General features: G+C 70.0%; 12 protein-coding genes. 8 read left to right on the top strand and 4 right to left on the bottom strand.

The window, feature by feature from the left end:
• Nucleotide 1 precedes the first annotated feature (1 nt).
• Nucleotides 2-1,180, bottom strand: coding sequence for a sensor histidine kinase (locus ACZ5ZX_RS10090; RefSeq protein ID WP_465501658.1), 1,179 nt, complete (start codon nucleotides 1,178-1,180; stop codon nucleotides 2-4).
• A gap of 180 nt (nucleotides 1,181-1,360) precedes the next feature.
• Between ACZ5ZX_RS10090 and ACZ5ZX_RS10085 the strand changes: the two genes are divergently transcribed.
• Together ACZ5ZX_RS10085 and ACZ5ZX_RS10080 are read left to right on the top strand one after the other, a co-directional pair.
• On the top strand, nucleotides 1,361-1,594 hold the full coding sequence (locus ACZ5ZX_RS10085) for a hypothetical protein (protein ID WP_465501657.1): 234 nt from the start codon (nucleotides 1,361-1,363) through the stop codon (nucleotides 1,592-1,594).
• An 89-nt stretch (nucleotides 1,595-1,683) separates the two neighbouring features.
• Nucleotides 1,684-3,996, top strand: a complete 2,313-nt coding sequence (locus tag ACZ5ZX_RS10080; protein WP_465501656.1) for a LuxR C-terminal-related transcriptional regulator — start codon at nucleotides 1,684-1,686, stop codon at nucleotides 3,994-3,996.
• 3 nt (nucleotides 3,997-3,999) lie between these two features.
• On the opposite strand, the gene ACZ5ZX_RS10075 is transcribed toward ACZ5ZX_RS10080, so the two are convergent.
• From ACZ5ZX_RS10075 to ACZ5ZX_RS10065, 3 genes are all read right to left on the bottom strand, one after another.
• On the bottom strand, nucleotides 4,000-5,118 hold the full coding sequence (locus tag ACZ5ZX_RS10075) for a helix-turn-helix domain-containing protein (protein WP_465501655.1): 1,119 nt from the start codon (nucleotides 5,116-5,118) through the stop codon (nucleotides 4,000-4,002).
• Nucleotides 5,119-5,249: 131 nt separating this feature from the next.
• Nucleotides 5,250-6,929, bottom strand: a complete 1,680-nt coding sequence (gene ilvD, locus ACZ5ZX_RS10070) for a dihydroxy-acid dehydratase (RefSeq protein ID WP_465501654.1) — start codon at nucleotides 6,927-6,929, stop codon at nucleotides 5,250-5,252.
• 64 nt (nucleotides 6,930-6,993) lie between these two features.
• Entirely contained in the window at nucleotides 6,994-8,274 is a 1,281-nt protein-coding gene (locus tag ACZ5ZX_RS10065; protein WP_465501653.1) for a hemolysin family protein, read from the bottom strand.
• A 128-nt stretch (nucleotides 8,275-8,402) separates the two neighbouring features.
• On the opposite strand from ACZ5ZX_RS10065, the gene ACZ5ZX_RS10060 reads away from it, so the two are divergent.
• The 6 genes from ACZ5ZX_RS10060 to ACZ5ZX_RS10035 all read left to right on the top strand — a co-directional run bounded on the left by ACZ5ZX_RS10060 (nucleotide 8,403) and on the right by ACZ5ZX_RS10035 (nucleotide 13,744).
• Nucleotides 8,403-9,737: a cytochrome P450 gene (locus ACZ5ZX_RS10060; protein WP_465501652.1), complete on the top strand. Its 1,335-nt coding sequence runs from the start codon at nucleotides 8,403-8,405 to the stop codon at nucleotides 9,735-9,737.
• Between the two features lie 61 nt (nucleotides 9,738-9,798).
• On the top strand, nucleotides 9,799-10,287 hold the full coding sequence (locus ACZ5ZX_RS10055) for a hypothetical protein (RefSeq protein WP_465501651.1): 489 nt from the start codon (nucleotides 9,799-9,801) through the stop codon (nucleotides 10,285-10,287).
• A 62-nt stretch (nucleotides 10,288-10,349) separates the two neighbouring features.
• Complete coding sequence (locus tag ACZ5ZX_RS10050) at nucleotides 10,350-11,348, top strand: AraC-like ligand-binding domain-containing protein (protein ID WP_465501650.1); 999 nt, start codon at nucleotides 10,350-10,352, stop codon at nucleotides 11,346-11,348.
• Between the two features lie 40 nt (nucleotides 11,349-11,388).
• On the top strand, nucleotides 11,389-12,156 hold the full coding sequence (locus ACZ5ZX_RS10045) for a MoaF C-terminal domain-containing protein (protein ID WP_465501649.1): 768 nt from the start codon (nucleotides 11,389-11,391) through the stop codon (nucleotides 12,154-12,156).
• Between the two features lie 11 nt (nucleotides 12,157-12,167).
• Nucleotides 12,168-12,569, top strand: a complete 402-nt coding sequence (locus ACZ5ZX_RS10040) for a nuclear transport factor 2 family protein (RefSeq protein ID WP_465501648.1) — start codon at nucleotides 12,168-12,170, stop codon at nucleotides 12,567-12,569.
• Nucleotides 12,566-13,744 carry an ABC transporter substrate-binding protein gene (locus ACZ5ZX_RS10035; protein WP_465501647.1) on the top strand — a complete coding sequence of 393 codons (1,179 nt, stop codon included), beginning with the start codon at nucleotides 12,566-12,568 and terminating at the stop codon, nucleotides 13,742-13,744. Before ACZ5ZX_RS10040 ends, ACZ5ZX_RS10035 begins: the two co-directional genes overlap by 4 nt.
• The last annotated feature ends 162 nt before the right edge of the window (nucleotides 13,745-13,906 follow it).

Raw genomic sequence — 13,906 nt, 5'->3', positions numbered from 1 at the left:
TTCACTCGCTCCCTTCGCGGACCGGCCACGGCAGCCGTGCGGCGAGCACGAACCCGCCACCGGGATCCGCGTGCCGTTCCAGGTCACCGCCGGCCAGCGCGACTCGCTCGGCGAGGCCCAGCAGGCCGAATCCCGAGGCGGGCGGGCCCGTGACCGCCAGCGACGCACCGGAATCCCGGACCGTCACCCGCAGCCCGTCACCCGGCTCGCCTTCGACGGTGACCGCGACCCGGGCTCCCGGCGCGTGTTTGCCCGCGTTGGTCAGCCCTTCCTGGACGACCCGGTACACCGTCCTCGCGATCGCGTCGGGCGGCGAGCCCTCGGTCGTGGCCGTCAAGGTGACATCCAGTCCCAGTCCGCGCGCGTTCGCCACGAGGGCGGGCAGATCGGCGAACGAGGGCTGTGGTGGTTCCAGGCCCTCCGGCCCCGCCCGGAGCACGCCGAGGACGTCGCGCAGTTCCTCGAGCGCCTGATGAGAGCCATCGGCGATCCCGCGGGCGAGTTCCGCGACCTGTTCGGACGGCAGGTCGGTGCGATGTCCCAGCACCCCGGCCTGCATGGCGACCAGCGAGACCCGGTGGGCGAGGACGTCGTGCATCTCGCGGGCGATCCGGTGCCGCTCCAGGATCCGCGCCTCGGCCGACCGCGCGGCCTGCTCGCGTTCCGCGCTCTCGGCCCGCGCCCGCAGGGAACGCAGCTCCTCCCGGCGAGCCCCGACGGCGGCACCCACGGCCACCACGATGCCCACGGCCAGGATGGAGACGCCGAGCATCAGCCACAGCGGCGCCGGCGCGTCACGGCTGGGATAAAGCCCGGAAGTCACTACCGCGGTGATCACGCAGACCACCGCCGCGACCGACGTTTCCACCGGACGGCGCCGGGTGGCCAGCGAGCCGAGGGCGTACATCGCGGCGCCACCGGCCACCACCGAAACCGTCGCGACGAGGATGACCGCCATCGCGACCACCATCGGGAACCGGCGGCGCCACAGCAGCGCGACCAGGCAGACGAGGGCGATCAGCGGATCGCCGGTGATCAGCCACTGGATCCTCGGGTCCTCCGATCCCGGCGGGAGCTGCGCCGCGGTGAGGATCCAGAGCACCACACCCAGCGCGGCGGCCGCCAGCAGACGCCAGGCCTGCTGCCAGGGCCGGAGCGGTGGCCCGACGTCGGTGATCACCGGCCCATCATGGTCGACCCGCGCCCGGCGGCACAGCCGGGCACGGGACGATTTCGGCCCCTACCCCGGTCGGGGCCGGGGTCGACTTTGGTCGAACACCGGATGCGACGCGATGCCGATGTGGTCGTCCTCCGTCCTGCGCGATGCTGAGCCCAGACCGCGAAAGGGGAGGTAGGGAGCATGAACAAGGGCGGCTATCAGGGGCTGCAGGTACTCGGGATGGTGGCGATCGCCGTCTTCGCGCAGGCGGCCATCCGCAGTCTCTTCGACCATTCCGCCACCCAGTTGTGGGGAGCGTTCGACTGGGTACCCGGTGACTGGGGCGGCAGGTTGATCGTCTTCCTGCTGCTCGCCGCCGCTGGTGTGGTGCTGGCCGGCTGGGCGCACGAGCGCGGCAAGCAAGTGTCCCGCTGACGGAACGCCGGTCCGCTAGGATCCGCAGCCGGGCGTTTTCCGTCTACATCGGACGGAGGACGCGGGCCTGGTCGATCGCGGGAGAGTGCATGGCGGACGGAGTTGGCTTGCTTTCGGGGTGGTCGGCCGAACCCACCGAAGTGACCAGCTACGTAGGCCGCGACGCCGAGACCGGCGAGGCGCGGCGCCTGCTCGAAGCGGCTTCACTGGTCACCTTGACCGGTCCGGGCGGAGTGGGGAAGACGAGGCTCGCCTGGCGGATCGCGACGGCGCACCGGGAGGCGACCGCCGACGACGTCGCGTTCGTGTCGCTGGCCGAACTGCGCGAACCCGCGTTGCTGGTGCCGACCGTGGCGAACGTGCTCGGCTTCGGCGACCGTTCGGCGAAACCGGCCATCGAGGTCGTCGTCGAAGCGCTGCGGGAAAGCCGGTTACTGCTGGTACTGGACAACTGTGAACACCTCGTCGAGAGCTGCGCCCGGTTCGCCGACACCGTGGTGCGGGAATGCCCTCGGGTGTCCGTGCTGGCCACGAGCAGGCAGTCCCTCGGCGTGGCGGGTGAACGGGTCCTGCCGGTGCCGCCGCTGGCGGTGCCGGAACAGGGCGACTCCTTCGAACGCGTGGTGAACTACGAGTCCGTGCGGCTGTTCGTGGACCGCGCGACCGCGGTGGCGCCGTCGTTCCGGCTCACCGAATCCGACACCGAGCCGCTGATCCGGCTGTGCCGACGGCTCGACGGGCTGCCGCTGGCCATCGAACTGGCCGCCGTCCGCGCGCGGGTGCTGTCCCTGCGCCAGCTGGCCGACCGGCTCGACCGGCAGTTCTCCGTGCTCACGAAGGACCGTCGAGGCCGCCCGGAACGGCACGAGACGATGCGGGCGCTGATCGACTGGAGTCACGACCTGTGCACCGGTCCCGAACGGCTGCTGTGGGCCCGCGCGTCGGTGTTTTCCGGCAGTTTCGACCTCGACGCCGCCGAGGAGGTCTGTTCCGGCGGCGACCTGCCGCGCGAGGACGTCCTCGAGGTCGTCGACGGACTGCTCGACAAGTCCATCCTCCTGCGCGAGGAGTACCCCGGCGGCGTGCGGTACCGGATGCTGGAATCGGTCCGTGAGTACGGCGCCGACAGGCTGAGCGAGACCGGAGGGACGACGGAGTTCCGGAAACGGCACCGGGACACCTTCGCCGAACTCTCCGCCCGGTACGCCGCGGAATGGCTGCAGACCGATCAGCTCGGCTGGATCGCGCGGTTGCGGCGCGAGCACGCCAACCTCCGTGTCGCGCTCGACTTCTGCGCCGGTGCTCCCGAAGAGGCGGTCGTCGGGCTGCGGATGTTGCGTGACGTCAAGGAGTTCTGGATCGTCCGCGGGCTGAACACCGAAGGCCGGATGTGGGTACGCCGCCTCGACGAGGCCGCCCCGCCGGATGTCCCGGAGCGGGCACACGGACTGTGGCTGTCCGGTTTCCTGGCCCTGGTGCAAGGAGATCTGCCCGCTCATCGGTCCATGGTGGACAGGGCGGCCGCGGAAGCCGAGGCGAGCGGCGACGAACTCGCCGCCGCCTACGTCCTGCACGTCCGCGCCTATGCCGCGCTGATCGGCAACGACATGGCCGAGGCGGCGCGCCTGTTCGGCGCGGCCATCGACCTCTTCCGCACCCATGGCGACGAAGGCGCGGAGCTCTGGGCGAGCTACAACCACGGGCTGGCCGTCTGGCTGGACGGCGACATCGACCGCGGCCGGGCGGTGCTCACCGAATCCGTCGAGCGCTGCGAACGCCGGGGCGAGGTCTTCTGGCGGGGCTGGGCGCTGTGGTCGCGTGCCGCCGCCGAGTACCTCCAAGGCGATCTCGCGGTGGCGGGCCGCTGCTGCGAGCAGATCCTGCGGCTGCACGCCCGGGTCGACGACCGCGTCGTCGTCGGCTTCACCCTCACCGTCATGGCGGGCTGCGCGGCCCGCACCGGACGGCCCAACCGGGCCGCGATCCTGCAGGGCGCCGCGATGAACGTCTGGCGCACCGTCGGCGCGTGGCCGACGCGGTACGAAGCGTTCACCGAACCGCTGCGGGCCGACATCGACACCGTGACGACGGCACTCGGCTGGGAGGTCGCGGTCAAGGAGTTCACCGACGGCTCCGCGATGTCCACCGGTGACGCCATCGCGTACGCCCTCGGCGAGCGGTCTCCCGAGCCGAGGAAAGAGACCGCGCGGGTCCTCACCAAACGCGAGACCGAGATCGCGCACGTGATCGCCGAGGGGCTGACCAACCAGGAGATCGCCGACCGGCTCGGCATCGCCAGGCGCACCGTGGACACGCATATCGACCACATCCTCACCAAGCTCGGCTACTCCAACCGGGTGCAGGTCGCCACCTGGGTGACCCGCACCGCGGATCAGGCCTGACGGTCACGCCGCCCTGATCGGGGTGAGCGGCTTCGCCGGCTCGGGCGTGAGCAGCTCCGCGCGCAGGGCGATCCGCAGGTCGAGCCGCTCACGCGGATCGTCGAGGCGGTCACCGAACAAGACGCGGAGACGGCGCAGGCGGTTGCGGACCGTCTGCGGGTGCACGCCGAGGTTGTTCGCGATCTCCGGCGCACCGCCACGGGCGGCGAGCATCGCTTCGAGGGTCTCGGCGAGCTTGGTGCGCTCGTTCGGCGGCAGCTGCGCGATCGGCGCCAGGCTGCGCGTGACGAGCGCGGTCGTGAGTACCTCGTCGGCGAACAGCCAATGCGTGGTGAGGTGATCCGACCAGCGCACCAGCGGACCGTCCTCGATCACCTCACGCCGGACCAGTTCGAGCGTCCGGCGGGCCCACCGCAGGGACACCGCCGCTTCGGCGGGCGCCACCGCGGGCCCGACAGCCGCCCGCGTCCCCGCCAGTACCCCGCCGACCTCGACGTCGTCGGGCACGAGGAGGTGCGGATATTCGCCGGTGAGGTCGGCCAGCACCTCCGGGCCGAACGAGGCGCGGATCGCGCCGGGCTCCGCGGCGATGGCGACCACGCGCGCGGGCGGCACCCAGCCGGCCTCGGCCGCGAGCCCCGCCCACCTCGCGGGCGGGCGGCCGCTCAAGATCTCCTTGAGCAGGTCACGTCGCACCTCGGCGACCGAGGGTGTGTGCGCGGCGCGGTAGGCGGCGGTGGAAAGCCGGGTCAGGACGTCTGAGCAGCGGAGCAGCGCCTCCACGCCGGTGTCCATCAAACCCGGTCCGGCCCCTGTCCGGCGGGACAACGAGGCCAGCACGGGCAGCGCGCTCCGGCCCGCCGCGTGGTAGGCCCTGGAGAGCCTGTCGAGCCCCTTACCGGCGGCGTACTCGGCGACACCCACTTCCCGGAAGGCGTCCGCCCCGGCGGCGATACCCAGCGCGGACGCCATGCCGTCGTGCTCCAGGACCGAGGCGACGAACTCCGTGGCACGCGCGCCGAACAGGGGCGCGTGCTCGGGCAGGGAATGCCGGACGCCGTCGACGACGGCACGGGCGAGCACGAGGGCGGCGGAGCGGGCTGGAGCAAGGGACGCGGTCATCGTCGACCTCCGGAGCAGCGGGAATCGTCGGGGCGCCGAGTCTGCTACTCCGGGGTAACGGGCACATCGGGTGAATTACGTAGTCGGGCCTTTCCGCGGTGTGGATCACCCGATCGTGGCGGTTCGGGTCCCTACTCGCACACGGCTCCATGAGCGGCGCTTTGGACGACCTTCGCGTACTTGCCGAGCACCCCGCGCGTGTACGCCGGAGCCTTGGGGGTCCAGCCCTCCCGGCGCGCCTCGATGTCGTCGATCTCGACGTCGAGCGTCCGGTTCGCGACGTCCAGTGTGATCGGGTCCCCGTCCCGCACGAACGCGATCGGCCCGGCGTCGACCGCTTCCGGCGCGATGTGGCCGACGCAGAGGCCGGTCGTGCCGCCGCTGAACCGGCCGTCGGTGATGAGCAGGACGTCCTTCCCGAGTCCGGCGCCCTTGATCGCGCCGGTGATGGCGAGCATCTCCCGCATCCCCGGCCCGCCCTTGGGGCCTTCGTAGCGGATGACGACGACGTCCCCGGCGACGATCCGGCCCTCGGCGAGCGCGTCGAGCGCCGCTCGTTCACCGTCGAAGACCCGCGCGGTCCCGGTGAACGTCGATTCGTCGAAGCCCGCCGACTTCACGACCGCGCCTTCCGGCGCGAGCGATCCCTTGAGGATGGTCAGCCCGCCGGTCTTGTGGATCGGGCGGTCGAGCGGGCGGATGATCTCGCCGTCGAGACCGGCGGGCGCGATGCCTTCGAGGTTCTCGGCCATCGTCTTGCCGGTCACGGTCAGCACGTCGCCGTGCATGAGCCCGGCGTCGAGCAGCGCCTTCATCACCACGGGGATGCCGCCGACCTTGTCGACGTCGTTCATCACGTACTTCCCGAACGGCTTGAGATCGCCCAGGTGCGGGACCTTGTCGCCGATCCGGTTGAAGTCGTCGATGCGCAGGTCGACCTCCGCCTCACGCGCGATCGCGAGCAGGTGGAGCACGGCGTTGGTCGAACCGCCCAGCGCCATCACGACGGCGATGGCGTTCTCGAACGCCTCCATGGTCATGATCTGCCGCGCGGTGATGCCCTGGCGGAGCATGCCGACGACGGCCTCCCCCGACCGGTGGGCGAACCCGTCACGGCGCCGGTCGACGGCGGGCGGGGCGGCCGAACCGGGCAGCGACATGCCGAGTGCCTCGGCCACCGACGCCATCGTGTTGGCGGTGTACATCCCGCCGCAGGCACCCTCGCCGGGACAGATCGCGCGCTCGATCCGGTCCACCTCGGCGCGGGTGATCTTGCCTGCCAGGCAGGCGCCGACGGCTTCGAAGGCGTCGATGATCGTGACGTCCTGGCCGTCGACCTGGCCGGGCATGATCGAACCGGCGTAAAGGAAAACGGAGGCGAGGTCGAGCCGGGCCGCGGCCATCAGCATGCCCGGCAGCGATTTGTCACAGCCCGCGAGGAGCACGGAGCCGTCCAGCCGCTCGGCCATCATCACCGTCTCGACGGAGTCCGCGATGACCTCCCGCGACACCAGCGAGAAGTGCATACCCTCGTGCCCCATGGAAATTCCGTCGGACACCGAGATCGTGCCGAACTCGAGCGGGTAGCCACCGCCCGCGTGCACGCCGTTCTTGACCGCCTTGGCCAGCCTGTCCAGGGAGAGGTTGCACGGGGTGATCTCGTTCCACGACGACGCCACGCCGATCTGCGGTTTGGCGAAATCGTCGTCGCCCATGCCGACCGCGCGGAGCATGCCGCGGGCGGCGGCGCGCTCGAGGCCGTCGGTCACGTCGCGGGAACGAGGCTTCAAGTCCGGCTGGTCCTGCGGCATCGGGATACCTTTCCTTCGTGGTGGGACAACGGGCACGCTGCCAACCGGAGCCGCCCGGCGCAACTCACCGCTCCGTAGCCGGTCCGCGGCGCAGCGCGACCCGCGTGATCGCGTGGTGCTCCACGCCGAGCACTTCGACCGTCCAGCCGGAGACCACCACCCGGTCACCGGGTTTCTCCGGGATCCGGCCGAGGATCACGAGAATCAGCCCCGCGATCGTCGCGTACTCCCCCGGCGGCGCGTCCGGCAGTTCGACACCGATGTCGACGAGGTCGTGCACCGGGAAGGTACCGGGCAGCACCAGCGAACCGTCCTGGCCGTCCCGTACGGCCAGCACGTCCCGGTCGGTCTCGTCGTAGATCTCGCCGACGATCTCCTCCAGCAGGTCCTCCAGCGTGACCATGCCCGCGACCGCGCCGTGTTCGTCGACGACCAGCGCCATCTGCTCCCGCTCGGCCTTGAAACCGCGCAGCGCGTCGGAGACCCGCAGCGAATCGGGGAACACCACCGCCGGCCTGACCACCTCGGCGAGTTCTTCGCGGTCGTCGAGCAGATCGCGCAGGTGCACCACGCCGACGACGTCGTCCAGATGCCCGCCGCGGGCGACCGGCGCCCGGGAATAACCGGCCTCGGCCAGCTGCCGCCGCGCCGACCCGAGGTCCTGCTCCACCGCGAGCGTCAGAACCGCACGCCGGGGGACGAGCACTTCGCGCAGCCTTCGCTCGTGGATCTCCAAAGCCCCGTTCATGATCATGCGCTGCTCGGCGTTCAGCCCGCGTTGGGCCGACACCAGTTCCCGGAGCTCCTCGGGCGACATCTGGTCCGGATCGGCTTCCGTACGTCCGCCCAGCATCCGCACGACGAAGTTCGTCGACACGCTCAGCGCCCACACCGCGGGCCGGGAGATCGCCGACAACAGGGTGAGCGGACGCGCCACCAGCAACGCCCACCGCAGCGCGTTCTGCATGGCCAGCCGTTTGGGCGCCAGTTCCCCGAGTACCAGGGTCAGGAAGGTGAGCACCATCGTCACCAGCGCGACGGCCACCGCCGGCGCGGCATTGCCGAGGAAACCCAAGAGCGGCACCAAGGGCTCGGAGAGGGATACCGCCGCCGTCGCCGAGGCGAGGAACCCGGCGAGCGTGATCCCGATCTGGATCGTCGCGAGGAAGCGGTTCGGGTCGCGCGCCAGCCGCACCAGTGTCCGGGCGGCGGCACGGCCGTCCCGTTCCAAGGTCCGCAACTGCCCCTCGCGCAACGAGATCAGCGCCATCTCGCTGCCCGCGAACACCGCGTTGAGCACCACCAGCACCGCGACCAGCGCGATGTCGAACCCGTAGCCGCCCACAAGCACTCCCCGGCCCGCCGGAAGTGCAGAACATTACCGAGGGACGAGCGCACCCGCAGATATCCGGACGGGTCGATACTGACACGTCGTTCCGCTACCGTCGAAGGACCCGCACGGACGGAGTCCTGATGTTCGCACTCAAGACCGCTCCCGCCCGGACCTTCCTGCGCCGGGCGGAGGAGATCGCCAAACCGGTCACCCGCTGGAGCCTCGGCCACGCGATCCCCCGGGTGGCCTTGCGTGCCGCGGCTCGCCGGGGCGATCTCCAGGGCAGGCTGTCGGTCGAAGCGAGCGGCGGGGCCGACCTGACCGGCCTGTTCGACGAGATCCGCTCGCACGGCGCCATCGCCACCACCCGGGTCGGGCATGTGACCACGCGGCACGCGGCGTGCAAGGAGATCCTGACCGGCGACGCGTTCAAGACCGTCCGGTTCGTTCCGGACAACCCGCTGCTCAACCGGCTCGTCACCTGGTCGGCGTCCGGGCTGATCCATCCGATCGAACCGCCGTCGCTGCTCGCCAGCGAGCCGCCGGACCACACGCGCTACCGGAAACTCGTCACGCGCGTCTTCACCGCCCGCGCGGTCGAGCAACTGCGGGAGCGCACGCAGGCGATCACCGACGAACTGCTCGACGGCCTCGACCCGAAGGACCCTGTCGACCTCATCGAGTCCTATTGCGGGCTTTTGCCGGTCACCGTCATCAGCCAGATTCTCGGTGTCCCGCTGGAAGAACGGGACAAGGTCCTCGCGCTCGGCGGGGCCGCGGCCCCCAGCCTCGATCTCGGACTGCCGTGGCGGACCTTCCGGACCGTGGAGTCGACGCTCGCCGAGTTCGACTCCTGGCTCACGGAACATCTGGAGAAACTGCGGGCTCATCCCGGCGACAACCTGCTCAGCAAACTGATCGCCGCCCGCGAAGACGGCGTCGGCCTGACCGAGCGGGAACTCAAGGCCACCGCGGGGCTGGTGCTGGCGGCCGGCTTCGAAACGACCGTCAACCTCCTCGGCAACGGCATCGCCTTGCTCACCCGGCATCCGGACCAGCTCCGGAAACTGCGGAATGATCCGGAGTTGTGGAGCAACGCCGTCGACGAGGTCCTCCGCCACGACCCGCCCGTCCTGCTCACCGGACGGCTGTGCGCGCGCGACACCGAGATCGGCGGGGCGCGCGTCGAGCGAGGGGCGATCGTCACCACGGTCCTGGCCGGCGCGAATCGGGACCCGGAGATCTTCGACGACCCGTCCGCTTTCGACGTCGCACGGGCGAACGCGCGGGACCACGTGTCCTTCGGTGCCGGTCGGCACTACTGCCTCGGCGCGTCGCTGGCGAGGATGGAAGGGGAGATCGGTTTGCGGTCGATCTTCGAGCGGTTCCCGGATTTACGGCTGCTGGACGGCGCGCGGCGGCGGCAGACCCGGATCCTGCGCGGTTTCGAAACGTTGCCCGCCGCCCTCTCCTGAGCGGTGAGGACCGGCATTTTTACCGGACCAGGCCCAAGGATCGGCCACTACTGTCGCGCCGGTGACGACCACTCCGGACCGTCGAGGCGAGGAGGCCCCGGAGTTGCCCGCCCTCACCGGCTTCGGGTGCCTGCTGGGCTTCTTCATGACCGTGATGGCCCTCATCGGGCCTGCCCTGCTCTGGCTCAGCACCCGGTTCGACCCCGCCGACGACGACCGGCTGGTCGTCATCGCCATGGGCGCCGTGTTCACGATCGGCGGGCTGGCCACCGTCGCCTCACACCTCCGGCGGAACGCCAGGGCCCGCGAGGTCCACCGCGCGCTCGACCGGTCCGGAGTCCGCGCGACCGCCGAAGTCGTTGCCAGGAAACGGATCTGGTTCGGCGAGGTGAGCACTCCGGCCGAAGACGTCGACTTCGTGGTCACCGGCCCCGGAGTGACGCCGTTCAGCGCGCGGCTGCTCACCGAGGACCTCGGCCGCTACGAAACGGGCACGGTGGTACCCGTCGACGTGGACCCGGGGACCCTCCTCTTCCGCCTCGCCGACTGACCTTCCCGCGATCATTGCCCGGCAGCATCGTATCGCTTATCGTATATGAAATTCACCCCCCGATGCTGCGAGGTGACGTCTTGACCACCGCCACCGCCGACCCGACCACCACCACGGTCGCGCGAGATTTCACCGATTTCCGCACGGTGGTGTCGCAGTCCTTCGTGCCGTTGCACGTGACGAGCGAGCACCGCGACCACTTCCGCGGCCGCATCCGCTCTTGTGGCGCCGACGAGGTACAGCTGACCGAGGTGACCGCGTCGGCCCACGTCGTCGAGCGGACGCCCGAGCTCATCGCGAGGGCGGACAGGCACTACTACAAGCTCAGCCTGATCCTGTCCGGGACAGGACTGCTGGTGCAGGACAACCGCGAGGCGATGCTGCGCCCCGGTGACGTGGCGTTGTACGACACGAACCGGCCGTACACGCTGGCGTTCGAGGAGGATTTCCGCACGCTCGTGGTGATGTTCCCGCAGCGGCTCATCGATCTCCCCCGCGACCTGGTCGGCCAGCTGACCGCCGTCCCGATGTCGGGCAAACGCGGAATGGGCAACGTGGTGGTGCCGTTCCTCGCGCAGCTCGGCAGCAACCTCGACCAGCTCGGCGGACCGGCGGGTGTGCGGCTCGCGCATACCGCGGTCGATCTGCTCGCCACGCTGTTCGCCAGCGAACTCGACCTCGCCCGCACGACGGCCGGACCGCATCACGAACTGATGCGCCGCGTCCTCGCCTACATCGACGCGAACCTCTCCTCCACCGAGCTCGGCCCGGCGCAGATCGCCGCGGAGCACTACATCTCCACCCGGCATCTGCACGGCCTCTTCCACGAACAGGGCACGACCGTCTCGAGCTGGATCCGCACCCGGCGCCTCGAACACTGCCGCCGTGAACTGCTCGACCCGGTGCACGCCTCGCGGCCCGTCGCCGCCATCGCGGCGAAGTGGGGTTTCGTCGACGCACCGCATTTCAGCCGGGTCTTCAAGACGGAATTCGGCCGCTCGCCGAGCGAACTGCGCCGTGGCTTGACCGTGAGCGAGCGGTTGTTGCCGCCCAGCGCGTGACAGCTGGCCCTCCCGCGGGCCTCGCCCCGACGATGACCGCATGTCCGAAGCACCCGAGGAACAGTGGCGCACCTATGACGAGTTCGCCGCCGGAATAGCCACCTACCGCCTGCCGAACGCGGATCTGTCCGGACGCGAGCTCACCGTCACCCTCGACGACGGGGCGAAACTCGCGCTGCGGTTCGAGAACGCGGAAACCGTCACCTGCAACGGCATCGAGGATCCGTACGACGCGGTCGCCGTCCGGGAAGACGTCTTCTTCGTCAATCTCCCCCATACCAGCGTGGAAGGTGAAGCGCTCACCGTCGTCTTCTCCACGACGACGCATCGCGCGCTGGCCGTGCGCTCGGTGATCGGCGCCGAGGACGTCGAAGGCGTTCCCCGGGTCTCGCAGACATTCTGGTCCGGCACCACCGACGCGGGCACGCCGGCCGGCGAGGTGCCCGGGCCGTCGCGCGACCTGATCGGCAAGCGCAACGTCTACCGTTACAGCCCGGAACACCTCTACGAGCACGTGTACGTGTCCTCCCAGCGCTATGCCTGGCAATGCCTCGAAGGCGTGCAGCGCGGCCACGGGGACATGGACCTCTCGACGGTGTGGAAGTTCCAGGACGGGCTCTACCTGTTCTGCTTCCGCGAATTCCGCATCGCCGTGGCCAGTGTGTGGCTGCACGACCTCGGCTACGCGCTGAAGACCACCGGCGTCTTCCTCGGCCTGACCGGGGACGGCCGGTCGGAGCATTCCCGCGCGGGCGGGCACATCTACCCACTCGGCACTGTCACCTATCCCGACGCGCAACCAGTCTGAAGGAGCTTCGAGTGTCCAATCTAGACACCATCGCCGCGCACTACGCCGCGAGCGACCGGGGCGACCTGGCGGGCATGCTGGCCCCGCTCGGTCCCGGCACCACCTGGACGGAGGCGGCCGGTTTTCCCTACGCCGGAACCTACACCGGCCCGGAAGAGGTCCGGGACAACGTCTTCGGCGCGATCGCCAAGGACTGGGACGGCTACACCTTCACCCTCGGCGACCTGCTCGACGCCGGTGACACGGTGATCGGTCTCGGGACCTACCAGGGCAAGCACCGCGAAACCGGTCGCTCGTTCACCGCCCGTGTCGCGCACGTGTGGAGGTTCGAGGGCGGCGAGCTCGTCTCGTTCGAGCAGATCGTCGACTCCGTGCCCGTCGTGAAAGCCATGAACGATGCGGAGAACCGGTGAAACCCGCACGGGGCCTGACAGCCCTCGCCGCCGCCATCCTGCTCGGCGCGGCGGGCTGCGCCGGAGCGGAAAGCGGTGCGAGCGGCCCGATCGTGGTCGGCTCGGTCAACGCGCTGAGCGGCGCGGCCACCTTCCCCGAGGCCTCCCAGGCGGCCAAGGCGGTCTTCGACGCCGCCAACGCGAGCGGCGGCGTCAACGGCAGACAGATCCAGTACAAGGCCCTCGACGACAAAGGCGACCCAGCGGCAGCGGCGGCAGCGGCGCGCGAGGTCGTCGGCCGCGACGAGGCCGTGGCGCTGGTCGGCTCGTCCAGCCTCATCGAGTGCGAGATCAACAACAAGTACTACGAGCAGCAGAAGATCCTGTCCATGCAGGGCATCGGGGTGGACCCGGCGTGCTTCTCCAGCCCCAACATCGCCCCGGTCAACGTCGGCCCGTACCACGACATGACGCTGACGCTGCTCTACGGCTCGGAAACGCTGAAGCTGAACGACATCTGCGCCTTGCTGGAGATCGCGGGCAACACGCTGCCCTCGTATCAGGCGGCCATCGACGAATGGTCGGCCATCACCGGCAAGAAGCTCAAGTACCTCGACGCGACCGTGCCCTACGGCGGTTCCGACTACACCTCCTACATCGTCAAGGCCCGCAACGCCGGGTGCAAGGCGATCACGGTGAACCCGGTCGAACCGGATTCGATCGGGCAGCTCAAGGCGGCCGCCGCGCAGGGCTGGAACGACGTCACGTGGCTGTTGCTGACCAGTGTCTACAGCGAGAACTACGCCAAGGCCATCACCAACGCCGGCGCCGGGGTCTACGTGCCTGCCGAGTTCTACCCGTTCACCGACGCGACCAGCCCGCAGAACAAGGACTGGCGCGAGCTGATGACGAAGAACGGCATCCCGCTGACGTCGTTCAGCCAGGGCGGCTACCTGGCGGCGAAGTACTTCCTCGACGTCGTGCGCGGGATCACCGGTGACATCACCCGCGAGTCGGTGACCAAGGCACTGCGCGAAATGAAGCCGGTCAGCGACCCCATGGTCGGCACGCCGTACGTCTTCGGCCCCGGCAAGACCCACCACGACAACACCTCGGGCTGGCCGATCAAGCTCGCCTCGGGCACCAACAAATGGGAGCTCGTCGCGAACGACTGGCTGCGGATTCCCAAGAAGTAACGGGAGGCTCGGTGCGTGCCGGGTCGCGTGGGTCGTGGGTGGGGGGTTGGGGTTTTTAAACCAAAAGCCCCCAACCACAAACCCGCCCCCCCCCCCCCCGCGGGGAAACCCCGCCGGCCCAAAAACCCCCCCCCCCCCGCGGCCCCCGGTAAAAAACGGTGG

The organism is Amycolatopsis sp. NPDC033938 (assembly GCF_055575975.1).
Note: the sequence above shows the minus strand (reverse complement) of the source record. Positions and strands in the feature narration are given on the sequence as shown.